The 24,904-nt window shown below is 36.6% G+C and carries 21 protein-coding genes and 3 pseudogenes; 22 read left to right on the top strand and 2 right to left on the bottom strand.

The genetic code is table 11. The features are described 5' to 3' along the window. Positions 1-133: 133 nt before the first annotated feature. From U473_RS06645 to U473_RS14225, 12 genes and pseudogenes are all read left to right on the top strand, one after another. Positions 134-1,114 (top strand): aspartate carbamoyltransferase catalytic subunit, encoded by a 981-nt coding sequence (locus U473_RS06645; protein ID WP_068724621.1) that lies wholly within the window; start codon positions 134-136, stop codon positions 1,112-1,114. Then, positions 1,060-2,355: a dihydroorotase gene (locus U473_RS06640; protein ID WP_068724619.1), complete on the top strand. Its 1,296-nt coding sequence runs from the start codon at positions 1,060-1,062 to the stop codon at positions 2,353-2,355. The genes U473_RS06645 and U473_RS06640 overlap by 55 nt, the downstream gene beginning before the upstream one ends. Further along, a complete protein-coding gene (locus U473_RS06635) occupies positions 2,348-3,445 on the top strand; it encodes a carbamoyl phosphate synthase small subunit (protein WP_068724616.1) in 1,098 nt (365 codons plus the stop codon). The genes U473_RS06640 and U473_RS06635 overlap by 8 nt, the downstream gene beginning before the upstream one ends. Next, complete coding sequence (gene carB, locus U473_RS06630) at positions 3,438-6,647, top strand: carbamoyl-phosphate synthase large subunit (protein ID WP_068724614.1); 3,210 nt, start codon at positions 3,438-3,440, stop codon at positions 6,645-6,647. Before U473_RS06635 ends, carB begins: the two co-directional genes overlap by 8 nt. Next, positions 6,647-7,456, top strand: coding sequence for a dihydroorotate dehydrogenase electron transfer subunit (locus tag U473_RS06625; protein ID WP_068724611.1), 810 nt, complete (start codon positions 6,647-6,649; stop codon positions 7,454-7,456). Before carB ends, U473_RS06625 begins: the two co-directional genes overlap by 1 nt. A 1-nt stretch (position 7,457) precedes the next feature. Beyond that, complete coding sequence (locus tag U473_RS06620; protein WP_068724609.1) at positions 7,458-8,408, top strand: dihydroorotate dehydrogenase; 951 nt, start codon at positions 7,458-7,460, stop codon at positions 8,406-8,408. 116 nt (positions 8,409-8,524) lie between these two features. Continuing rightward, positions 8,525-9,186 (top strand): annotated as a pseudogene (gene pyrF, locus U473_RS06615) (orotidine-5'-phosphate decarboxylase). 53 nt (positions 9,187-9,239) lie between these two features. Further along, a complete protein-coding gene (gene pyrE / locus U473_RS06610) occupies positions 9,240-9,821 on the top strand; it encodes an orotate phosphoribosyltransferase (RefSeq protein WP_201024156.1) in 582 nt (193 codons plus the stop codon). A 111-nt stretch (positions 9,822-9,932) separates the two neighbouring features. Beyond that, positions 9,933-10,253 carry a GDYXXLXY domain-containing protein gene (locus tag U473_RS06605; protein ID WP_082732404.1) on the top strand — a complete coding sequence of 107 codons (321 nt, stop codon included), beginning with the start codon at positions 9,933-9,935 and terminating at the stop codon, positions 10,251-10,253. Beyond that, positions 10,254-10,760, top strand: a complete 507-nt coding sequence (locus U473_RS06600) for a GNAT family N-acetyltransferase (protein WP_068724604.1) — start codon at positions 10,254-10,256, stop codon at positions 10,758-10,760. It abuts the gene before it with no gap. 601 nt (positions 10,761-11,361) lie between these two features. Next, a complete protein-coding gene (locus U473_RS15405) occupies positions 11,362-11,445 on the top strand; it encodes a putative holin-like toxin (protein WP_220126426.1) in 84 nt (27 codons plus the stop codon). 212 nt (positions 11,446-11,657) lie between these two features. Then, positions 11,658-11,798, top strand: a pseudogene (locus U473_RS14225) (peptide-methionine (R)-S-oxide reductase); the annotation flags it as partial. Here the strand turns inward: U473_RS14225 and U473_RS06595 are convergent. After that, on the bottom strand, positions 11,795-12,046 hold the full coding sequence (locus tag U473_RS06595; protein WP_153012015.1) for a hypothetical protein: 252 nt from the start codon (positions 12,044-12,046) through the stop codon (positions 11,795-11,797). The pseudogene U473_RS14225 and the gene U473_RS06595 sit on opposite strands and share 4 nt — an antisense overlap. A gap of 677 nt (positions 12,047-12,723) precedes the next feature. Here U473_RS06595 and U473_RS06590 point away from each other — a divergent pair. The 3 genes from U473_RS06590 (at position 12,724) to U473_RS06580 (ending at position 15,845) form a co-directional block, all read left to right on the top strand. Continuing rightward, positions 12,724-13,659: a TIGR01777 family oxidoreductase gene (locus tag U473_RS06590; RefSeq protein ID WP_068724598.1), complete on the top strand. Its 936-nt coding sequence runs from the start codon at positions 12,724-12,726 to the stop codon at positions 13,657-13,659. Between the two features lie 4 nt (positions 13,660-13,663). Then, the gene (locus tag U473_RS06585) at positions 13,664-14,557 is read left to right on the top strand and encodes a DMT family transporter (protein WP_068724596.1); all 894 of its coding nucleotides are present in this window, start codon (positions 13,664-13,666) and stop codon (positions 14,555-14,557) included. A gap of 385 nt (positions 14,558-14,942) precedes the next feature. Next, positions 14,943-15,845 carry an AI-2E family transporter gene (locus tag U473_RS06580; protein ID WP_321164180.1) on the top strand — a complete coding sequence of 301 codons (903 nt, stop codon included), beginning with the start codon at positions 14,943-14,945 and terminating at the stop codon, positions 15,843-15,845. Positions 15,846-15,892: 47 nt separating this feature from the next. On the opposite strand, the gene U473_RS06575 is transcribed toward U473_RS06580, so the two are convergent. Further along, positions 15,893-17,602 carry an Rqc2 family fibronectin-binding protein gene (locus tag U473_RS06575; RefSeq protein WP_068724593.1) on the bottom strand — a complete coding sequence of 570 codons (1,710 nt, stop codon included), beginning with the start codon at positions 17,600-17,602 and terminating at the stop codon, positions 15,893-15,895. A gap of 193 nt (positions 17,603-17,795) precedes the next feature. On the opposite strand from U473_RS06575, the pseudogene U473_RS06570 reads away from it, so the two are divergent. From U473_RS06570 to rpoZ, 7 genes and pseudogenes are all read left to right on the top strand, one after another. Then, positions 17,796-20,529, top strand: a pseudogene (locus tag U473_RS06570) (calcium-transporting P-type ATPase, PMR1-type). A gap of 77 nt (positions 20,530-20,606) precedes the next feature. Next, positions 20,607-21,452: a diaminopimelate epimerase gene (gene dapF, locus U473_RS06565; protein ID WP_068724591.1), complete on the top strand. Its 846-nt coding sequence runs from the start codon at positions 20,607-20,609 to the stop codon at positions 21,450-21,452. Positions 21,453-21,464: 12 nt separating this feature from the next. Further along, positions 21,465-22,703 carry an LL-diaminopimelate aminotransferase gene (locus U473_RS06560; protein ID WP_407701919.1) on the top strand — a complete coding sequence of 413 codons (1,239 nt, stop codon included), beginning with the start codon at positions 21,465-21,467 and terminating at the stop codon, positions 22,701-22,703. Between the two features lie 157 nt (positions 22,704-22,860). Beyond that, complete coding sequence (locus U473_RS06555; protein WP_068724587.1) at positions 22,861-23,742, top strand: YicC/YloC family endoribonuclease; 882 nt, start codon at positions 22,861-22,863, stop codon at positions 23,740-23,742. A 33-nt stretch (positions 23,743-23,775) separates the two neighbouring features. Continuing rightward, the gene (gene remA, locus U473_RS06550) at positions 23,776-24,036 is read left to right on the top strand and encodes an extracellular matrix/biofilm regulator RemA (protein ID WP_068724584.1); all 261 of its coding nucleotides are present in this window, start codon (positions 23,776-23,778) and stop codon (positions 24,034-24,036) included. A gap of 16 nt (positions 24,037-24,052) precedes the next feature. Next, positions 24,053-24,670: a guanylate kinase gene (gene gmk, locus U473_RS06545; protein ID WP_068724582.1), complete on the top strand. Its 618-nt coding sequence runs from the start codon at positions 24,053-24,055 to the stop codon at positions 24,668-24,670. After that, entirely contained in the window at positions 24,670-24,864 is a 195-nt protein-coding gene (gene rpoZ / locus U473_RS06540) for a DNA-directed RNA polymerase subunit omega (protein WP_068724579.1), read from the top strand. The genes gmk and rpoZ overlap by 1 nt, the downstream gene beginning before the upstream one ends. The last annotated feature ends 40 nt before the right edge of the window (positions 24,865-24,904 follow it).

Genomic DNA, 24,904 nt, shown 5'->3' with positions numbered 1-24,904 from the left:
ATCGAATGATAGGAAGGCCTTTTTTGTATTCATTATTCATAGTTCCCCACAAAAGTAATCGGAATGAGCTACGAACAAGTCGTCACTTTTGTGAGTTTATTAAGAATTCCATTGGAAAAAGAGGATGAGAGAAATGGGAAAGCATTTGTTATCGATTCAAGAGTTAACATTGGAAGAAATCAAAGAATTAATAGCTAGGGCTCATTATTTTCAAAAGATAGAAGAAACCAGTCCACTTGAGAACGATTCATGGTTATTCTTTTCAAACAAGCAATATCATAAGTCATTTATCGCTAATTTGTTTTTAGAACCAAGTACAAGAACGAGAATATCTTTTGAAGTAGCTGAAAAGAAGTTAGGTCTTGAAGTGGTCAATCTTCAACCTTCTGTATCAAGTATGCAAAAAGGAGAATCGCTTTTTGATACCTTAAAGACTCTCGAATCTCTTGGTATAGAAGCTGTTGTAATTCGTCTACAAGAGGAAGATCTGCTAAAACCATTGTTACGAAAACTTTCTATAAAGATCATCAATGCTGGTGAGGGTAAAAAGGCTCATCCTACTCAAGCCCTTCTTGATTTTTATACGATTCAGCAATATTTTTCTGAGATCAAAGGATTAAATGTCGCTATAATCGGTGATATTGCCCATAGCCGAGTCGCTCGATCCAATGTGCAATTATTGAAAAGGATGGGTGCCAAGCTCCTGTTTAGCGGCCCAGCAAAATATATGGATTTTTCACTAGAAGGTAACTATTTACCAATTGATGAGGCTATAAAACATGCAGATGTGGTCATGATGTTACGTGTTCAATTTGAACGGATACAGGGGGAATCTTTATATCCAATTGAAGAATATCGTCAAGAATTTGGCTTTACGGAAGAGAGACTTCGTAATTTACAACCACATACCATTATTTTGCATCCTGCTCCAGTAAATCGAGGGATAGAAATGGATGATCTTGTTGTTGAGCATCCTCAATCGAAAATCTTCGAACAAATTCGTCATGGTGTATGGATTCGTATGGCAGTGATAGAGAGAGCCTTAGGAGGGGAAGCAAAATGGGAATCATCATTCGACATGGGAAAATTTGGAGTAAAAATCAGTGGTTTATAGGGGATCTTTTGATTGAAAAAGGAATGATCCAAGCAATCGAGCAAAAGCTTGACAATAAAAATCACCTCCATCAAGTGATTGATGCAAAAGGAAAAATAATAATCCCGGGGTTAATCGATATTCATGTTCATTTACGAGAACCGGGGTTTGAGCAAAAAGAAACCATTGAAACAGGAACAAAAGCTGCAGCAAAGGGTGGCTTTACTACGATTTTTGCGATGCCAAACACAAATCCTGTCATGGATTGTCCTGACCTAATTACTTTTCTCAAAGAAAAAAGTAAAGCATTAGGATATGTAAAGGTCTATCCGATTGGTGCGATTACTCATAAGCAAGAGGGAAAAGAATTAGCTAATCTGTTAGGGATGAAAAAACAAGGTGCGGTTGGGTTTTCTGATGATGGTAAAGGGGTCCAATCAACTAGCTTGATGATTAAAGCGATGGAAACGGCCAAGCTTTTAGACATGCCAATCATTGCACATGTGGAAGATCATCATTTGGCTGGAAAAGGGGTTATTCACATGGGTGAAACAGCCAAACAATTGCAGGTACAAGGAATCCCATCTGAAGCAGAGTATCTGCAGTTAGAAAGGGACTTAATGTTAGCAGAAAGCACTGGTGTTCATTACCATGTATGCCATGTAAGTTCAAAGGAATCAGTACAGCTTATTCGAAATGCAAAGGCAAAAGGGGTTAACGTAACCGCAGAAGTTACCCCACATCATCTGCTGTTAACAGAAAAGGATATCCAACCACCCTATGGTCATTATAAAATGAATCCGCCACTTAGAACCGAAGAAGATCGCCTCGCTCTTATAGAAGGATTGATCGATGGAACGATCGATGTAATTGCAACGGATCATGCGCCACATACTGAGGATGAAAAACAAAGGGGATTATTGGATGCACCATTTGGAATTGTTGGACTTGAGACCGCTTTTCCCTTGTTATACACCCATCTTGTAATGAAGAAGCTCGTATCATTAGAACAATTGATTGAATGGGTTACAAGAAAACCGGCAGAAATTTTTGGCTTGCAAGTTGGGGAAATTGCGGTGGGTTTACCAGCAGATCTTGCGGTGATTGATCTGGAACAATCCAAATCGGTTGACCCAGTTACATTTGCTTCAAAAGGGAAAAATACGCCATTTACAGGTTGGAATTTGTATGGATGGCCAGTCATGACCATCGTAGAGGGTAAGATTTCATGGGAGCAGGAGGTAGAGAACCGCTATGCATAAGAAGAAAGCCACATTATTTTTAGAAGATGGAACTTCTTTTGAAGGTGTATCATTTGGCAGTACTGGAGAATCAATCGCTGAAATAGTTTTCAATACGGGAATGACAGGTTACCAAGAAATTTTGACAGATCCCTCTTATTATGGACAATTTGTGGTGATGACTTATCCTTTAATCGGGAATTACGGAATTAATCACGTGGATTTTGAATCAGTCAAACCAAGGGTGTTTGGATTTATTGTTAAAGAAGTGGCAGATTTCCCATCCCATTGGCGTAAAAATGAGAGTCTTACTTCTTATTTGCTACAACATGGAATCTTAGGAATTGCTGGGATCGATACGAGGATGATCACGAAGAAAATAAGGGAAAAAGGGACGATGAAAGCTCTGTTAACCACAAATTCTTTGACAAGTGAAGAGGCCTTAAAGCGTTTAGAATCTCCTTTAAGCAATGATCAAGTTAAGCAGGTTTCAATTAAACAGCCCTTCACCATTCCAGGGAGAGGCCAACGTGTCGTCTTAGTCGATTATGGTTATAAACAAGGGATCTTAAGAGAATTATTAGCACGACAATGCGAAGTGACCATCGTTCCTTATACGACAACGGTTGAACAAATTAATACTTTAAATCCAGATGGGGTCCTCTTATCCAATGGCCCTGGTGACCCAAAAGAGGTGATAGAAGCCATTCCAATGATACAGGGTTTAATGCAGGAAAGAATACCTTTATTTGGAATTTGTTTAGGTCATCAATTGTTTGCTTTAGCTAATGGGGCAAATACAGAGAAAATGAAGTTTGGCCATCGAGGTGGAAATCATCCAGTAAAAGAGTTGGCAACAAACCGGATCTACATGACTTCACAAAATCATGGTTTTACCGTTACTACGAAGTCCATAGCCACCTGTCCATTGAAAGTGACTCATATTGCAGTAAATGACGGGACGATTGAAGGTTTGGCTCATACTGATGTACCCGCTTTTTCCGTACAATATCATCCAGAAGCTTCACCAGGTCCTAATGACAGTCGTTATCTTTTCGATCAATTTATTCAACTGATGAGAAAGGAAAAGGAGGAGAAACAGTATGCCTAAACGATATGGAATTAAAAAAGTCTTGGTGATAGGATCAGGTCCGATTACCATTGGTCAGGCCGCAGAATTTGATTATGCTGGTACACAAGCTTGTCAGGCACTCAAAGAGGAAGGAATGGAAGTAATATTAGTCAATAGTAATCCTGCTACGATCATGACTGATACACAAATAGCTGACAAAGTGTATATGGAACCGCTAACCCTTGATTTTTTGAAAAAAATTATTCGGATGGAAAGACCAGATGGAATCATTGCAACATTAGGTGGACAAACCGCACTGAATTTAGCAGTAGAGCTAGAGAATGATGGTGTTTTAAGCGAAGTAGGAGTTCAATTGCTTGGAACAAACATCAAAGCGATTCAAGATGCTGAAGATCGAAGTCGATTTCGTTCACTAATGAAACAAATCGGGGAACCTGTTCCAGAGAGTCAAATTATTTACCAATTAGAGGAAGCCTATACATTTGTTGAGCAAGTAGGCTATCCAGTGATTATTCGCCCTGCTTACACACTTGGTGGAACAGGAGGAGGTATTGCCCATAATCTAGGAGAATTAGAGGAAATTGTACAAAGTGGGTTGGAAGCAAGCCCTATTCATCAAGTTCTGATTGAGCAAAGTTTATTAGGTTATAAGGAAATTGAATATGAAGTGATTCGAGATCAGCATGGCAATAAGATTGTCGTATGTAATATGGAAAATCTAGATCCAGTGGGCATTCATACTGGTGATAGTATCGTCGTTGCCCCTAGTCAAACGTTATCTGACCGAGAATACCAATTACTTAGAACATCGGCTTTAAAGATTGTAGAGGCTCTTCAAATTCAAGGGGGCTGTAATGTTCAATTTGCGTTAGATCCAAACAGTGAACGATATGAAGTGATTGAAGTGAACCCAAGAGTAAGTCGTTCTAGTGCCTTAGCTTCAAAAGCTACAGGTTATCCAATTGCGAAAATAGCGACTAAAATTGCTTTAGGTTATACCTTGGATGAAATAAAAAATCCTATCACTAAGACAACTTATGCTTGTTATGAACCAGCCTTAGATTATGTGGTAACAAAGATTCCTCGCTGGCCCTTTGATAAATTTCAAGCAGCAAATCGTAAATTAGGAACACAAATGAAGGCAACAGGCGAAGTGATGGCGATAGGGCGGAATTTTGAAGAATCCCTACAAAAAGCGATTCGCTCTATGGAAGATCAACATGTGGGTCTTTTTTCACCCTCCTTACATTTAGATCAACTTGATGATGAACAAATCCAAGAGAGAATCAAGCGAACAGATGATCAACGTTTGTGGTTGATTGCTGAATGGTTTCGAAGGGGTGGGGAATGGAAGAAGGTTCATGAATGGACACAAATTGATCCTTTCTTTTTAGTAAAAATCAAAGGCTTAGTAGAAATCGAACAAGAAATTCGTCAAGAACCAATCACAAAAGATCAGCTTTACTTATGGAAAAAACTCGGCTTTTCCGATCAGCAAATTGCCCTTTTGAGAGGAGAAGATGAAAAAGGAATTCGAACATTACGGGAAAACTGGCATATCAAACCTGTATATAAAATGGTGGATACTTGTGCAGCAGAATTTGAATCCTATACCCCTTATTATTATTCAACTTATGAGCTAGAAGATGAAGTGAGAAGAGGAACAAAACCATCTGTAATCGTCATCGGTTCTGGTCCTATTCGAATTGGTCAAGGAATAGAATTTGATTATTCCACCGTTCATGCCGTCTGGGCGATTCAAGAGGCAGGGTATGATGCAGTGATTATCAATAACAATCCAGAAACAGTTTCTACCGACTTTAATGTGTCAAACCAGCTCTATTTCGAACCACTTACTATTGAAGATGTGCTTCATGTGATCGAAAAAGAACAATCGGTTGGAGTGATTGTACAATTTGGTGGCCAAACGGCAATCAATTTAGCAGAAAGAATCGCAAATGAAGGAATACCGATTCTCGGAACTTCATTAGATCGGATTGATCAAGCAGAAGATCGGAAGCGATTTGAACAGCTTTTGAAGGATTTACAAATTAAACAACCCCTCGGGACAACCGTTTTATCACAAGAAGAAGCGTTACAAGTAGCAGAAAAGCTTGGATACCCTGTTTTAGTTCGACCCTCTTATGTTCTAGGTGGAAGGGCGATGGAGATCATCTATAATCAGGAAGAATTGACACATTACATGGAACAAGCTGTCCAAGTTTCACTTAAACATCCTGTTTTGATTGATCGCTACCTCATCGGTAAAGAGGTAGAAGTTGATGCCATTTGTGATGGGAAGCAAGTGCTTATTCCCGGGATTATGGAACATATCGAAAGAGCAGGTGTGCATTCAGGCGATTCTATCGCTGTATATCCTCCTCAATCATTGACAGAATCGGAAATGAAACAAATTGTAACTATCACTGAAAAACTGGCATTAGGACTTCAAGCAAAAGGATTGCTTAATATCCAATTCGTCATTCATGAGCATGAAGTATATGTAATTGAAGTAAATCCAAGGTCGTCTCGGACTGTACCTTTTCTAAGCAAAGTCACCCAAGTTCCGATTGCTAATCTGGCTACAAAAATCATGTTAGGTGAAACACTCCAGTCTTTGGATTATCAAACTGGTTATTTAACGCCAACAACAAATCTTGTGGCTGTAAAAGTTCCTGTTTTTTCCTTTTCCAAATTAAGAAGGGTAGATACGACATTAGGTCCAGAAATGAAGTCAACCGGGGAAGTGATTGGTATCGATCAAAATTTTGCCAAAGCATTATATAAAGGATTAATCGCTGCAGGAGTAAGGGTTGCTGAATCGGGTACGATTTTAGCAACGATTGCTGATAAAGATAAAGATGAAGCCTTAAGCTTAATACGTCGTTTTGTCCAACTAGGATTTCAGGTAAAAGCAACAAGGGGAACAGCTCAATTTTTAAAGGAGAATGGAATTTCAGTGATCGAAGTAAAAAAACTACGAGAAGGTAAACCCAATATCATCGATGAAATTCATTCAGGAAACATTCAGTTTGTAATCAATACCTTAACCAGGGGAAGGGATATAGCAAGGGATGGGTTTCGTATTCGTAGAGAATCAGTGGAATATGGGATTGCTTGTTTTACCTCATTAGATACCGCTTATGCCCTATTGCATGTTCTTGAATCGCTTGCTTTAACTACTCAACCGATGGTTCGGAAAGGGGAGTTGATCTCCTGATGAAACAATCGCTGATGAAAGTGTTAGAGAACAAAGAGATTGCACATCAAATCTACCAGATCGTGATAGAACCAAAAACATTACAAGCAAATACAAATTTTGAGGACTTTCTAAATGAATGGTATCCTCAACCAGGACAATTTTTCCATATTCGGGTAAATGATTCCAATCATCCTTTTCTTCGAAGACCGATTAGTGTTCATGATTTTGACCCAAATACACTGCGAATCTCAATGATTTATCGAGTGAATGGAGAAGGAACCAAAAGGCTAACTCAAAAGACAAGAGGCGAAATCGTTGATGTTCTTGGACCATTAGGAAATGGATTCCTAGTTTCCAAAACAGATAAACAACAGTTTTTACTTATAGGTGGTGGGATTGGCATTCCCCCACTCTACTATCTGGCAAAGCAATTAAAGCATACAGGACATCAAATCACAACATTGCTAGGCTTTCAATCAAAACAGGATATCTTTTTGCTTGAACAATTCTCAAGCTTTGGCGAAATTCGAGTGGCTACCATGGATGGAAGTTTGGGTTCTAAAGGAACAGTTCTAGATCTGATCAAAGAAGAAGAGCATTGGGATCTATTTTATTCGTGTGGTCCAACTGCGATGATGAAAGCCATTCAACAAAAATGGATGGATAAGCCGATCGAAGGGTATCTCTCATTAGAAGAGCGAATGGGTTGTGCCATTGGAGCTTGCTATGGCTGTGTGGTTAAAGTAGACCAAGCTGTAGATCTTAGAGGATATAAAAAAGTTTGTGCTGATGGACCTGTTTTTTCCTTCCGGGAGGTGAAATTGTAAGATGGAATTATCATCAGATAGAAATCATCAAACGAATTCCCGTTTAAAAGTAAAGCTTGGTAAGATTGAATTAAAAAACCCGATTATGTCTGCCTCTGGTTGTTTTGGCTTTGGTAGAGAGTATGCAAAGTTATATGATTTGAGTCAACTTGGGGCAGTGATTGTCAAAGCGACAACCTTAGAACCAAGGCTAGGAAATCCTACACCAAGAATTGCTGAAACACCAAGCGGAATGTTGAATTCAATCGGTTTGCAAAATCCTGGAATCGATGCAGTTATTCAGGAAGAATTACCTTGGTTAGCAAAGTACCAAGTACCGATTATTGTGAATGTAGCAGGAACTATGACAGAGGATTATGTGGAGGTAGCAAAAAGAATCTCTGCAGTACCTGAAGTGGCCATGATCGAACTCAATATCTCTTGTCCTAATGTAAAATGTGGCGGGATAACATTTGGTACGGATCCCAAAACAGCCCATGATCTAACAAAAGCAGTGAAAGAAGTTAGTCAGGTACCGGTTTTTGTTAAATTATCACCTAATGTAACAGATATTGTCTCTATGGCAGAAGCAGTTGAAGCAGCAGGAGCAGATGGATTAAGTATGATAAACACTTTAATAGGGATGAGATTTGATCTAAAAACCAGAAAGCCGATTTTGGCCAACCAAGTGGGAGGATTATCAGGACCTGCCATTAAGCCTGTTGCTTTACGAATGATTTACGAAGTCTATAAACATGTGTCTATCCCAATTATTGGTATGGGAGGAATCATGACAGCAGAAGATGTAATGGAATTTTTCTTAGCTGGTGCTTCTGCAGTTGCTATTGGTACCGCAAACTTCATCGATCCATATATTATGCCTAAAGTGATTCAAGATTTAGATCGTGTCTTAGATGAAATGGGTGTTCGTTACATCTCAGAACTTACTGGAGAAGGGTGGAATCTAGCATGAAGATAGAGCAGACTGATGTTGATAGAATGGAAATCGGCTCTTTGAAAGAGGAAGATTACAGAAAACGAATGATTGTCGCCCTTGATGTCAAAAATCAAACAGAAGCGTTAGAGCTTATCTCTCGCTTTGAAGGACAATTACGCTATGTTAAAGTAGGCATGGAACTTTTTTATGCAACAGGTTATCCTTTGATAGAAAAATTGAAAAAACAAGGATTAAATATTTTTTAGATTTAAAAATGCACGATATTCCTAACACAGTGGGAAAAACAGCAGCTCAATTGACTCGATTAGAGATAGATATGTTTAATCTTCATATTGCTGGTGGTATGAAGATGATGGAAGCTGCACGAAATCAAATGGAGAACACATTGGCGGTTGGACAAAAACGTCCACTTCTTATCGGTGTTACTCAATTGACAAGCACAGATCAATCGATGCTCCAAAATGAAATAGGTATTCCTTCAACAGTAGAAGAATCTGTTCTCCATTATTCCAAATTGGCTCAACTAGCTGGCCTTGATGGTGTTGTTTCTTCGCCATTAGAAGTTAAAAAAATAAAAGCACAATCTGGGTTATCTTTTTTAACGGTTACACCTGGTATTCGTTTAGTAAAAGGACTAACCCATGATCAAAAAAGAGTCACAACTCCTGAAAAAGCCTTTCAATTGGGAGCAGATTACATTGTGATTGGCCGAGCTGTAACAGAAGCTGAAAATCCGGCGAAAGTATTTGCCACCATCATTAAAAGATTAAAAGGAAGAAAAGATAGATACTAAGATACTAGATGATAGATAGTAGAATTTCATTAAATAATATTAGGAGGAATAAAATGATGACAAAAGAGGAGATTCTAACCATTTTTCAAGAGACAGGGGTAATAAAAGAAGGACATTTTTTGTTAACCTCAGGTCGTCATTCTAAACATTACATGCAGATGGCACAGGTATTGCAATACCCACAGATTACAGCAAAACTATGTAGTAGTTTAGCTGATCCTTTTCAAGATAAACAAATTGATGTCGTCGTCTCTCCAGCAGTTGGAGGGATATTGGTAGGTTATGAGGTGTCACGAGCATTAGGTGTCAAAAATATCTTTTGTGAAAGAGAAAATGGGAAGATGACATTACGACGGGGGTTTCAAATTGAACCTGGCCAAAGCGTTTTAGTTGTAGAAGATGTGGTTACCACTGGTGGATCGGTCAAAGAAGTCATTTCTGTTGTAGAGCAATCAGGAGGGGAAGTAGTTGGTGTAGGAGTACTCGTTGATCGAAGCAATGGAAACGTAGATTTTGGTTATCCTTTTCATGCCCTGCTTTCAATGGAAGTTGAATCTTTTTCAAAAGAATCATGCCCTCTTTGTCTTGAAGGAAAGCATCCCGCAATAAAACCAGGTAGTCGTGGTTTGAAATAATTGTAATCGTAGATTACGATGAAGGAAAAATTCATTCGAATATAGAATTGGTTAATAAAAGAAGTTTTTTTATTATCTGGCCATTTTTGTTCCTGTCTTAATATACTTTCAATGACTTTCCTACCAATAATAACTGATTTGTTTGGTGAGGAAATCACTTTAGAAACAAAACCAGTTGACCCAAGAGATCTGTTCCGTGGGGATTACGTTTCATTAAGATTTACCATCAACGATGTTCCGTTAGAACTTTTCCCAAATGAGTTAAAATCACAAGAATCATTTTACAGATTTAAAGATAAGGACTTTTACGCTGTTTTGAAAAAAGAAGGAGATTATTATATCGTATATGTAGATTATCAAATCGATCGTTACTTTATTCCCGAAAATACTGGAAAAGAACTAGAAGATCTATCGAGAAAAGGAGAACTGTAAATGAATTTTGAAATTAGAGAGATGACTGTAAGTGATTGGAATGAGGTAAGAGCTATATATGTCGAAGGGATTAAGACGGAAAACTCCACATTTGAGGCCGAAGCTCCAAGCTGGGAAAAATGGGACTTAGGGCATATAAGTACCTGTAGATTGGTTGCTAGTTCGAAAGATAAGGTTCTTGGATGGGTGGCATTGAGTCCTGTTTCCAGTAGATCTGTTTATGCTGGAGTAGCCGAAGTAAGTGTGTATATTTCCTCAGAACACAGAGGTAAAGGGATTGGAAAAACTCTTTTGGAGCATTTAGTTAAGTGTTCTGAAAAACACGGTTTTTGGACATTACAGGCTAGTATTTTTCCAGAGAATGTGGCAAGTATAACTATACATAAGAAATGTGGTTTTCGTGAAATTGGTAGACGTGAAAAACTTGGTAAGATGAAAAATGGAATTTGGCGTGACGTAATTCTACTTGAACGTAGAAGCAAAATAGTAGGAGATGTAGGAATTTAATGAGATAAGGCTCAAGCCATGTATTTTTCAAAAAAAATGGACTATGAAGCATTTTTTGATGGGTATGGTAAGTTTAAGTGGAGTAACATTTTCTGAAAGTTGGGTGATTTAATATGATCCAAGTTAATTTTCATGAGAATGAAAAAATTCCAACAGAAATAATAGATTTTGTAGTAATCATGGGAATACAATATTCATTTAACTGAGAGTAGACTAATCTGGATTGTAGAGAACTTTTTCAAATTAAGCCATAAGCAGTTCCATGAAATTGGTTTTTAGAAATAAAAGGAATAAGACATATTATAAACCATGGATGAAGTAGGGGGATAGTATTTGCCAATGTCAGAATACTATAAAAATTGAGAGATAAAATAGGATTGATCTAATATTTATGCCAAGTGTTGTAGCAATTATAAGAAATGAAAAGAATGAGATACTATTTATTTGTAGCAGCTGAACCATAAAGCCTAATTATAAAGAAAAACATAAAGATAAAAAATAAAGAAAATCATATGTTCGTATTAAATTGTATGGTATAATATGGTTGCAATAGAATCGGCTCTCAAGGGCGGTTGCTCATCTCCGGAAAGGAGGTGATGCTATGGAAGTTAAGGATGCTTTAGCTTTGATGTTTATGTTTGGAATGTTCATCCTTGCCTTACTTTCCTACTTAAAAAAGAAGTAGACCTCCCTTGAGCGTAGCAGCCTAAGAGGTCTAACTTCTATGCTTAAAATTTATGCCGATCGCCCTTGAGGCAATCTATTGTATGGACCGTAGATGCTATTAACATTTACGGTCTTTACAAGTTTATTCAAAAAATTATTTTCTAATACAATGTTAACATATATATTTTGTTATGAAAAGGTAAACATTTGTATTTTATTAAATAGAACTATTATTTAGGGCATGTATTTAATGATGGGCCAGCTCCAACAGGACTACGTTATTGTATTAATTCAGCGGCATTAAGGTTTATCCCAAAAGAAGATATGGGACGTGAAGGATATGGAGATTTACTTATTTTGTTTAGAAATTAGGAATAGAAAACGCTGAAAGCTTGGCTAAATACCAAGCTTTCGTTATAATCAGATTTTTTCATTACCTTTTTTTTATCATCATTCAAGTTATCGTATGAAATTAGAGAATCAATAGGTTTTTCTTCTGGCATTCCTATATGCTTTTTGATTTTATCAATTTCTTCTAAAATAATTTTGGTGTTTATCCAGGCAGCAATTGAAGAAATCACTAATATCACATAGATAATTAAAGCAAGCCATCCCTGCATTATCATTAACATCCCTTCTCCTTAATCAATTTTATCATCATTAGTAAAATTTTATCAACTTTGTCATGAAGAAAAAAGAGAAAGGTTGATTTTATGGAAGTAAAGATTGAAAAAACTTATTGCTAATGCAATTAACCCCAATATGGATAGAAGAAAATACCAAGAAACGTTAGAGCATCTGGAAGAATATCCTGAAGTTTTAATCCTTTAGTTGATGAACCTGATATTAAACTTCATATTCCTATTAAAAATAAAATTTAATCTGTAGAAATTTATCGAAAATATTTATGACAGAAATATGTTGAACGAAAAATATAAAGCTATTACTGTGTTTATGGATAGAAACTTTAAAAGAAAAAATAGATCATTTAGACAATAATGAGTTGCTTTATGATACAATGATAAAAAAGGAAAAGTGGGGTAAAAGATATCGCATTTACAGCTCCATCATACCACAACTTCAAACGATTAAGTTGACCAATAATTCTTTTTTTCTTAAGTTTGTTACTATGGATTTTTGCCAAGCGTATAGTGAACTATTTTTGGATTAGTCGTTTTGGAGCAAGCGATTCCACATAAGGAAATAGACAGATTAGCTTAGTTCATCGCGGGTTTTATAGATGGCTAAGCTTTTTTGTATAGATGAAACTTTAATAATTTGGGAGTGAGTTGATTTAATGAATATTTTAATTGTTGGAGGTACGGGATTTGTTGGCAAGGAATTGATCAAATCCCTATTAAAAGATGGCCATCATGTTAGTGTTATAACCAGAAATATAGCAAAAGCAAGGACTTTGTTAGGTAAACAAGTGAAACTCCTACAATGGGAATCTATCATCGCAGCTAACTCATCGTTGTTAAAAACATATCAAATTGATTATATCATCAATCTCGCTGGTGAATCGATTGGCAGTGGCCGTTGGACGCAAAAGAGAAAAGAAGAAATTATAAAAAGTAGAACGGAAACAACAAGGGCAATGGTTGACTTCATCGAAAAGTTACAAGTGAAGCCTAAAGGACTTATTAATGCCTCTGCAGTAGGCTATTATGGTGCGCACGAAGATGAAGAGATTACAGAAGATCATGGTGTTGGGCAAGACTTTTTGGCAAAGGTAAGTAATGCCTGGGAAAAAGAAGCGATTCGAGCAAAGGAATTTGGGGTTAGAGTCGTTATACTTCGCATTGGTGTTGTGCTGGGGAATGGTGGAGCCCTAGAAAAGATGGGATTACCATTTAGATTTTATATTGGTGGCCCCATTGGAAAAGGAGATCATTGGCTTTCTTGGATTCACTTAAGTGACCTGATAAAAGCCGTTCAATTTTTACTTAAAAATGACACCATCGATGGTCCGATCAATACGACAGCGCCTAATCCAGTCAGAATGCGCGATTTTTACAGATATTTAGCAAAGGCGATGAATAAACCTTATTGGATGTATACACCTGCACTTTTTTTACGTTTAGCATTGGGGGAAATGTCTGACATGGTTTTAAAAGGGCAAAAGGTATTGCCTAAGAGATTACTTGACAGCGGATTTCAATTTCAATTTGCAAGTGTTGAATCAGCTCTCATCGATATAATGAAAACGAATATCATGAGTAAGCAGAGGTGAAGGGATGAAGAGATGGGCTTACCTTTTCATTGCACTAAGCGCAGTTTTTTGGGGAATCATTGGTATTTTTGTTCAAGGATTATATCAGTTTGGTTTATCTCCTATTGAAGTCGTTGCGATTCGAGTAATGATGGCCACAATGATTCTGTTACCCTATGTCTATTTTACAGATCGGTCATTGTTAAAAATAAATTTAAAAGATAGCTTTTATTTTGTCGGTACAGGAATTTTTAGCATTGTTTTTTTTAATTGGAGCTATTTTACTGCTATTCAAGAGATTTCTCTTTCATTAGCCGCTATACTCCTTTATACTGCACCTGCCTTTGTTACAATACTTTCTCGTATCATTTTTAAAGAATGGTTTACAAAGAAAAAGCTAGTTTCCCTTTTTATAACTTTTATTGGCATTATGTTTGTGATTGGATATTTGCCAAATATGGAATCTACACAGATCTCAACCTATGGGTTTCTTGTGGGGATTGGGGCAGGGGTAGGGTATTCCTTATATAGTATTTTTGGGAAAGCTGCTTTAAAGAAGTATAAACCGTTGACAATTACAACTTATACCTTTGTATTTGCGAGTATTGTCCTTGTCCCCACTACCCGGATATGGACGTCTTTCAATTTAATGGTTTCTTTTAAAGCTTTCACCTACATAATTGGACTTGGATTATTTCCAACGGCATTAGCTTATATTCTCTATACTAAAGGCTTATCCTATGTGGAATCTAGTAGGGCTTCGATTACTGCAACCATTGAACCTATTGTTGCTACCCTGATTGGAATCCTACAATTTGGTGATTATTTGTCATGGCATCAATTGGCAGGAATTCTCATGATTCTTATTTCTGTCTTTCTAATACAGGAAGGTTCAATTAAGAAAGAACAGTTGAATTAATAAATGGGTATGAACTCCTATTTTAAAGGACATGATTTTTATATAATCATTCTTTTTAAAAAAGGGTTTTTAGTTTTATGCAGGAAAAAGAGTAGAAAAGTAGAATAAAATAAAGTTACCCATTTTGGCTAAAAAAACAGTTTTACGTCAACAATGAAAAAGATAGAGATGTAAAATATAGGTGGTGATCAATCAGAATGCTATCTTTTTATAAAAAATATGGGCGGACTGCCTTTGATCTATTCCTTATTGTACTAACCGTCTATTTAATCATGTACGTTTTTAGTTTTCTTTATAGCATAGGCAAGCCAATCTTTTTTGCATTGGTGATTTTCTTAATGATTGAACCTTTAGCAAAATTCCTACATAAAAAAGGACTAAAAAAATCACAGCGACAACTATTTCTACACTCGTTTTTATTCTAGTTGTATTAAGTATTGTGATTACATTAGGAGCTATTTTTGCTACACAAATCTATCATTTATCACAGATGATACCAGATTATATTTACCAGTTACAATTTGAACTCTCTGAAAAGATTGATATGGTTCAAGGGGAAATCAATGCTCTTCCGCCAGATGTGGTTGAAAAAGCAAAACAATACCTAATTGATTTTGCGGAAAAGGGTTCAAAGCTCTTATCTGTGGTTTTATTAACGATTTTTTCTTCGATTACCTCTATTTCTAGTTTAGTCGTCAATTTTGTTATCGGTGTGATTTTAGCTTATTTTTTAAGCATTGAGATTACGGTTTGGAGAAAAATTGCAAATGAGAAAACCCCGAAAACGTTTAAAAAGGCCTATAGGTTTTTAAAAGAAAATGTCATTAAAGGAATCGTACTGTATATTAAAGCCCAATTAAAATTAATTACATTCACTTTTATCATCATTTTTATTGGATTACTTCTTCTTAGAATTCCAAATGCTTTTTCTATTTCTTTGTTGGCAGGACTGTTTGACTTGCTTCCTTTACTTGGGGTCTCGTCTTTATTTATTCCATGGATTATTTATCTACTCATTGTCGGACAAACCTTTACCGCAATTTGGATTGCTGTTCTACTCACCGTTGTGATTGTTTTTAGACAGATTGCTGAACCGAAAATAACGGGGGATTCTTTAGGAGTTTCGGCTTTTACGATGCTTTCATTTATGGTTATCTCTTTATCTTTATTTGGAGTAGCAGGTATTATTTTATCTCCAGTTTTATTGATTCTAATCAAGGCCCTTTATGAGCAAGGATACCTAAAAAGATGGATTCACTTACCTGAAGGTGAATATGAACAGGTTTAAAAAAAGTATATTGCAACGTTTTAATACGTTTGCAATATACTTTTTTATTATTTTTTTCTTCTCAATGTCTCAACTAGCTTTTCATCTGGTGTGACGAATACTGTTTTTTGGTTCTCGTAGATCACAAAACCAGGTTTAGCTCCATTTGTTTTTTTTACATATTTAATTCGTGTGTAATCCACGGGTACTTGGCTAGAATGTTTTGCTTTGCTAAAATAGGCGGCTAGCATTGCTGCTTCAAGTAGTGTCTTTTCACCAAATTCTCTCGACTTAATCACGACATGAGAGCCAGGAATATCCTTTGTATGCAGCCAAGTATCGGAGGAGGAAGCTAGTCGATGAGTTAAATATTCGTTCTGGCGATTATTTTTACCCACAAAGATCGGATGACCTTCGGTAGATATAAACTGTTCAATTTCTGGGTCTTTTTTCTTTTTCCGGTTTTGTCTTTTTCTATCTCTTAAATAGCCTTGTTCTACCAATTCCTCACGTATGTCGTCAATATCTTCAACGCTTGCATTTTCAAGCTGGGTTAAAATCGTTTCTAAATAAGAAATTTCCTCTCTCGTTTGAACCAACTGTGTCTCAATATAATCTAGACTGTTCTTATACTTACTATATTTTTTGAAGTACATTTGTGCGTTTTCAGATGGTGTTTTTAAAGGATCCAGTGGAATCGTTAATCTGTTTTGATTTTCATCATAATAATTGATCACATTTGCCTCTTGATCTCCTTTTTTGATTTGGTGAAGATGGGCTGTAATTAATTCTCCAAAAAGCCGGTATTGATCGGCTTTTTTTGCGTCTTCCAAATCGTTAAGGAGATTATCTATTTTCTTTTCATTTTTGTGTTTCTCATTGCTTAATAATTTTGATAAGTCCTGTACTTTTTGACGAATCGTATCTCTTTCGGCCTTTTGATCATAAAACTGTTCTAAGCAAACATTGATACTTGTAAAAGATTCCATCTGCCCTGCCATATGGGTAAGAGGAAGTACAGAAAAATCAGTCTTCTCCTCACTCACAATAATGGTTGGTAGATAATCATGCTGCCTTATTTTATCCATCCAATTCGAAAACGAATTCCAGACATTTTCCCTTGTAGGTAAACCAGCCAAAACTAAAATTTCCTTTGCTACAGATGGACCCATGCCCGTAAATTGTTGAACCAACTGTTTCTCTATTTTACCTTCATTAAATTGAAGAACTGAGAAAAATTGATCTTGGGTAACTTCTAAAGGATTCAATTTATTTTGGGCAGGTGGAGCAATATATTCCCGCCCAGGATAGACTTGGCGATAACTACTAATCGCTGGTGTAACATGGGTTATCCCATCAATGATTAAATTGGTATCAGGGTTAACTAAAATAATGTTACTGTGCCTACCCATGATCTCAACGATTAAGCGCTTCGTATGAATATCCCCTAATTCATCCCTTGTTTTAATATCGATCTCTATGATCCGTTCATGATCAACTTGTCTGATTTGTTCAATTACACCACCCTCTAAATGTTTTCTAAGTAGCATACAAAACATAGGAGGTTCTGCCGGATTTATGAAATTTCGAGTAGTTAAATGGATTCTTGGATAAGTAGGATTTGCTGAAATCAATAGTTGTTGGTTACCTTGAAAACCTCGTATCAAAAACACTAAGTCTGTTTGATGAGGTTGATAAATCTTATGGATTTTTTGATTTGTTATCTTTTCCGAAAGTTCATGAACAAGAGCTCTAGTGACAAAACCGTCAAATGCCATTTTCTTTCACCCCTATTATTATAATGGGTCTCCACAAAAGTAATCGGAATACGATTCCAAGGAAGTCGTCACTTTTGTGGACTATCTTGTACAAGTATAATGCAGTTTTATCATTTGGACAAATCGAGAGGAATTTTTTAAAGCTCGTCTGAATAAAGTTACGATGATGAGGGAAGTTCAAGGAGGGAATGAAGTGACAAAACAGAAATGGCACACCATACCATATGAAATGATTTTGGATGTTTTCCACGTCAAAAAAGAAACTGGGTTATCAACAAAAAGAGCCGAAAAATTATTAGAAGAGCACGGACTAAATCAATTACAACAAGCAGAGGCAATTTCACCACTCTCCATCTTTTTTTAATCAGTTTAAAGATTTTATGGTTTTAGTCCTTCTTGTTGCAACTTTAATCTCAGGGTTGTTAGGAGAATATACGGATGCGATTACGATTATCGCGATTGTAATTTTAAATGCCATTCTTGGTTTTATTCAAGAATTTCGTGCAGAAAAATCCTTACAAGCCTTAAAAGAAATGGCTGCTCCCCATGCGAAAGTGATCAGAGATGGGATTCTTCAAACGATACCAGCGGTTGAAGTTGTACCTGGGGATCTTGTGCAATTAGAAACTGGCGATCGGATTCCTGCCGATATTCGATTGATTGAAAGCAATGAGCTTTATATAGAGGAATCTGCACTTACAGGTGAATCAGTACCTGTAAGTAAAAAAATTGAGACAATCACGTTTGAAGATTTGCCTTTAGGGGATCAAAAAAATATGGCGTTCATGGGTACTTTAGTTACACGTGGAACTGGGTTAGGTATCGTAGTAGAAACAGGTATGAACACAGAAATGGGGAAAATTGCAGACCTTATCCAATCTACAGAAGAAGTAGAAACACCACTTCAACGAAGATTGGAACAATTAGGGAAAATTCTTATTGTTCTCTCTTTAGCTTTAACGGCTGTTGTTGTGATGACTGGAATCTGGCATGGACAAAATGCTTATGCCATGTTTTTAGCAGGAGTAAGCTTAGCTGTTGCGGCGATTCCTGAAGGATTGCCAGCCATCGTAACCATTGCTTTAGCTCTTGGTGTGCAACGTATGATAAAAAGAAAAGCAATTGTGAGGAAACTTCCTTCTGTTGAGACCTTAGGTTGTGCCACCGTTATCTGTTCAGATAAAACAGGTACATTGACTCAAAATAAGATGACTGTAACAGAAATATGGATTGGGGGTCAGGATATTCAAGTAACTGGCACAGGTTATGACCCTAATGGTGAATTTTATCAAGGTTCTTATTCCATAAAACCAGATAGAGAAGGAGCCTTAAAAAGATTATTAGAAATAGGTGTCCTTTGTAATAATGCCCACTTGGTTAAGCAGAAGGAAAAGAAGGGGTTATTGAAGAAAGAAAAGTCAAATTATATGGTTCAAGGAGATCCAACTGAAGGGGCATTGATCACACTTGGAGCCAAAGCAAACTTATGGAAAGAGGAATTAGAACAAATCTGGCAAAGGAAAAAGGAGTTCCCTTTTGATTCGACTAGAAAAATGATGTCTGTGGTGGTACAAAAACATCATCAACAAATGGTTGCGGTTAAAGGTGCACCTGATGTGCTATTGGATCGCTGTTCTACCATCATATGGGATGGAAAGGTGATTCCTTTAACCCAAAGTATAAAAAATCATGTAAAGCAAGCCATTGAATCAATGGCTGGTAAAGCCCTTCGAAATCTAGGTTTTGCATACAAAGATTTGAAAATGGGTGAAAACATTTTTTCTGAAGATTTAGCGGAGAGAAACTTAACCTTTATTGGTATTGTGGGGATGATTGACCCACCAAGGAATGAAGTAAAACAGGCAATACAAACCTGTAAACGAGCAGGAATTAAAACGATCATGATAACTGGAGACCATCAAACCACAGCAATGGCTATTGCAAAACAACTACAGATTCTTCCACCCAGTGGATTGACAGTAAATGGGCAGGATTTATATAATATGTCTAATACCGAATTTATGAATAAAGTCGAAGATATTTATGTCTATGCACGAGTTTCCCCAGAACATAAACTACGAATAGTAAAAGCACTACAGTCTAATGGTCATGTTGTTGCGATGACTGGGGATGGAGTAAATGATGCCCCTGCCATTAAAGCAGCAGATATTGGGATATCAATGGGGATTACAGGGACAGATGTCGCAAAAGAGGCTTCTTCCCTTATCCTTAGTGATGATAATTTTGCAACCATCGTAGCTGCCATTGAAGAAGGTAGAGGAATTTACGATAATATTCGGAAGTTTATTCGTTATTTACTTGCATCAAATGTAGGGGAAATTTTAACGATGTTTTTTGCAATGATGTTGGCATTACCTTTACCCCTTGTACCCATCCAAATCCTTTGGGTCAATCTAGTAACTGATGGGTTGCCAGCTATTGCGCTTGGAGTTGATCCGGCAGAGAAAAACATCATGAATCGTTCTCCAAGAGATAGTCGGGAAAATGTTTTTGCACGAGGCTTAGGTTGGAAAATTATTAGTCGTGGATTTTTAATTGGGCTGATCACGCTCGGGGTTTTTTGGATTACATTACAACAAAATCCTTCAGACCTTACCAAAGCACAAACCATGGCGTTTGCTACATTGGTGATGGCTCAGTTAATTCACGTTTTTGATTGCCGTAGTGATATTTCAGTTTTTCATCGCAACCCATTTGAAAATAAGTATTTGCTATTAGCGGTATTATCCTCCCTTCTACTTTTGATTGGTGTGATTTATATCGAGCCATTACAACCTATATTTAGAACAGTTCCACTCAATCTATTTGATTGGATTCTCGTAACCGTAGCTGGAGCGGTACCAACATTAGCTTTTGGGATTGGTAAATTGTTTACAAGGCAAGCCTTTTCTTTAAGAAAAGCATAAACAAGAAAAACTCTCCCTGCTAATTTACTATAGTAGGGAGTCTTTCAATTTGGTTTATAGGAAAGGAAATGGTATTTATGGAATTTACAAAAATGCATGGACTTGGGAATGACTTTGTGATCGTATCTAAATATAAGGATATACCCAAAGACGTGGAAAGATTAGCAATTGCAATGTGTGACCGTCATTTTGGTGTCGGTGCAGATGGCCTCGTTTTTATTTTACCTTCTGATCAAGCAGATGTACGGATGAGAATCTTTAATGCCGATGGAACAGAAGCAGAACAATGTGGGAATGCGATTCGTTGTGTTTCAAAGTATGTGTACGATCACGAATTAGTGAATAAAGAAAAGTTAAGTGTAGAAACCTTAGCAGGAATTCAACATGTAAAATTACATACAAAAGAGGGAATTGTAAATACCGTTGAAGTAGATATGGGTGAGCCTATTCTTAAAGGAGAATTGGTTCCTACAGCTATTCATGATCCACAAGTCGTGGATCGAACCATTGAGGTTGATGGAGTTACGTTCCACTTTACAGCTGTATCGATGGGTAATCCTCATGCGGTGATTTATGTTGAAAATGCAAAAGACTTTGATGTAGAAAAGTGGGGTCCCAAAATCGAGACACATCCCTTATTTCCGAAAAAAACTAATGTAGAATTTGTAACAGTAAAATCTGACAAAGAGCTAGAAATGAGAGTATGGGAGAGAGGGGTTGGACAAACTTTGGCTTGTGGAACAGGTGCTTGTGCTACTGGGGTAGCATCTGTATTGACTGGACAAGCTTCTAGGGATGTAACCATTCATCTAAAAGGTGGAGATTTAAAAGTTTTTTGGAATCCAGAAGATAATAAAGTGTATATGACAGGAGAAGCACGGGAAGTATTTACTGGCAATTGGCTTGCTCCCGTTGAATTTTAAGGAGGAATGAACATGACAGAAAGCTATATTCAACAACTTTTTGCGGAAAGAATTGGTGGAAACCAATATGGAAAGAAGAATGAGATTTATAAGTTTGAAAAGATTAAACGAGCTAAAAAAGAAGCAAAAGAGCGATTTCCTGAGATGGAATTATTGGATTTAGGGGTTGGAGAACCTGATGCAATGGCTGATGAAGGGGTTATTCATACCTTATTTGAAGCGGCAAAAAATCCTGATAATCGAGGATATGCCGATAATGGGGGTAGAGCGTTTAAAGTAGCTGCTTCAGAGTACTTAAAAAATGTTTTTGGTGTAGATGGAATAGATCCAGACAAAGAAGTAGTTCATGTGATTGGGGCCAAATCAGCGTTATCGATGCTACCAAGTGCTTTTATCAATCCTGGGGATGTAACGCTTATGACTACTCCTGGCTATCCAATCTTAGGTACTCATACCAAGTGGTTAGGGGGAGAAGTCGTTCACCTTCCATTATTAAAAGAAAATGACTTTTTACCTGACCTTGATTCAATTGACAAAGAAACATTAAAAAGAACGAAATTATTATATTTGAACTATCCTAACAATCCGACAGGGGCAAGTGCTACTAGAGAGTTCTTTGAAAAAGTGGTTAAATTTGCTAAAGAAAATCAAATTATTGTCGTTCATGATGCTGCTTATGCCGCATTAGTTTTCGATGGTCAAAAACCGTTAAGCTTTTTATCTATTCCAGGAGCCAAAGAAGTTGGTATTGAAGTACATTCCTTATCCAAATCCTACAATATGACAGGTTGGAGGATTGGATTTGTAGCTGGAAATGAGCTTCTGGTTAAAGCATTTGCTGATGTAAAAGATAACAATGATTCAGGACAATTTCTTGCGATTCAGGAAGCAGCCATTTATGCTTTAAGGCATTCAGAAATTACCGAAAAAACTGCAGAAAAATATTCTCGTCGCCATGATTTATTGGCTCATACCTTAAATGATTTAGGTTTTCAAGCAAAAAAACCTAGAGGTTCTTTCTTTATGTATGTAGAAGCACCAAAAGGAATAAAAGGGGGATTACGTTTTAATACAGCCGAGGACTTTTCTCAATATTTAATTAAAGAAAAATTAATCTCTACTGTTCCTTGGGATGATGCAGGTCATTTTGTGCGTTTTTCAGTCACTTTTGTGGCCAAAGATGAGCAGGATGAGCTTCGTGTAATGAACGAAATTAGGAATCGTCTATCTTCTGTTGAATTTGAATTTTAATGCTATTCTTTTGCGGCGTATAACGAAGTTTTTCAAAGAAAACTGACCCTATTGGGTTGGTTTTCTTTATTTTTTCGCTATATTTGACTATATTTATACGTAAAGACTTGTACGATGATCTAAAATTGATTAGAATAATGTCATGGATGTGATATAGATGATCAAAAGCATGACTGGATATGGTAGAGCAGAATCTAGTTTTCAGGGCTTAAAGTGGTCAGTAGAGATTCGTTCTGTTAATCATCGATATAATGAAATCATGTTTAAGATGCCAAAAGAATGGATGGCCATTGAAGAACAAATGAAGAAAATCATCCAAACCAATGTGAAACGAGGAAAAGTGGATGTCTTCATTGTAGTCGGAAGGGATGACCAATCAAAGCAACCTATAAAAGTAGATTGGGAATTGTTAGATGAATACATAAAAGTGATTCAAGAGATAAAAAAACGTTTAAATCTTGAGGGTCAGCTAGTTTTAAAAGATCTTTTAACAGTCCCAGAACTCATTCAATTCGAGTTAGAATTTCCCGATATTGATCTGTTTGTTCCTGAAATTTTAAAGACTGTGGAATTAGCCTGTCAAAGCTTAATGACGATGAGGCTTCGAGAAGGTAATGCTTTGTATGAGGAATTGACCTCGCGCGTACATAAAATGATGGATTTATTAATTCAAATTGAAAATAGAGCACCACAAGTCATTGAGGATTACCGTCAAAAGTTAAAAACAAGAATCTCTGACTGGTTAAATGATACAGTTGAACTTGATGAGGCACGTTTTCTAAACGAAATCGCTTTTTTTACGGACAAAGCAAATATCGATGAGGAAATTACAAGACTTAAAAGTCATTTTCAACAATTTTTACTCATTATGGAACAGGATGAACCAATCGGAAGGAAATTAGACTTCTTGATTCAAGAGATGAATCGAGAAATGAACACGATTGGTTCGAAAGCAAATGATCTTCTCTTAAGCCAAATTGTTGTTGAGTTAAAAAGTGAATTAGAAAAAATAAGAGAACAAGTTCAAAACATTGAATAATAGGAAATAATCATATTTAGGAGGGTACATAGAATGTCTATTAAATTGATCAATATTGGTTTTGGAAACATTGTTTCAGCAAACCGTATTATTTCCATTGTTAGTCCAGAATCAGCACCAATCAAGCGCATTATTCAAGAAGCAAGAGATCGTGGAATGCTAATCGATGCTACCTACGGTAGAAGAACAAGAGCGGTGATTATTACAGATAGCGATCATGTGATTTTATCTGCTGTACAGCCCGAAACGGTTGCCCATCGCCTTAACTCAAAAGATGATGTGAGTGAAGAGTAGCTAGGAGTGTATTCAAATGTTCTTACAAAAAGGAATGTTAATTGTTTTATCAGGCCCTTCGGGTGTGGGAAAGGGCACGGTCTGTTCTTTGCTTCGCCATGAGCAACCTGATATTATTTATTCTGTATCTGCCACTACAAGAAAACCACGTGCAGGGGAAGAAAATGGTGTTAACTATTTTTTTAAATCCCGCGAAGAATTTGAAAAAATGATAAAAGAGGATCAATTGCTTGAATGGGCAGAATACGTAGGAAATTATTATGGAACTCCTAGGGGCTTTGTAGAACAAACCGTACAAACAGGAAAAGATATCATATTAGAGATTGAAGTACAAGGGGCTTTAAAGGTAAAAGAAAAATATCCTGAAGGAATTTTTATTTTTCTTATGCCTCCATCTTTAGCTGAATTAAAAAATCGTATTATACATCGTGGGACAGAATCGGATGAAAGTCTAATGAATCGACTTAATGCAGCTAGAAATGAATTGCAAATGATGAAACATTATGATTATGCAGTGGTTAATGATGAAGTATCAAAAGCAGTGAAAAGAATTCAAGCGATTATTGAAGCTGAACGTTTGCGAAAAGAACGAATCTTACCATATTATGAACAATGGTTAAAGGAGGAATTATAATGCTATATCCATCAATTGATAAATTATTAGAAAAAGTAGATAGTAAATATTCTTTGGTTGTTGCTGCTAGTAGAAGAGCTAGAGTATTAAGAGATGGAGAACCCTTACTTGTTGAACGTGCAAAATCAAATAAGTATGTGGGTAAAGCTTTAGAAGAGATCTATGATGAGAAAATAATTGTAGAGAATAAATAATGAAGAAATTGAAAAAAAATAACAACCCGCTTGGTTGTTA

This window comes from Tepidibacillus decaturensis, assembly GCF_001561915.1.
Taxonomy (GTDB): domain Bacteria; phylum Bacillota; class Bacilli; order Tepidibacillales; family Tepidibacillaceae; genus Tepidibacillus_B; species Tepidibacillus_B infernus.
This window is presented reverse-complemented; position numbering and strand designations above follow the sequence as displayed.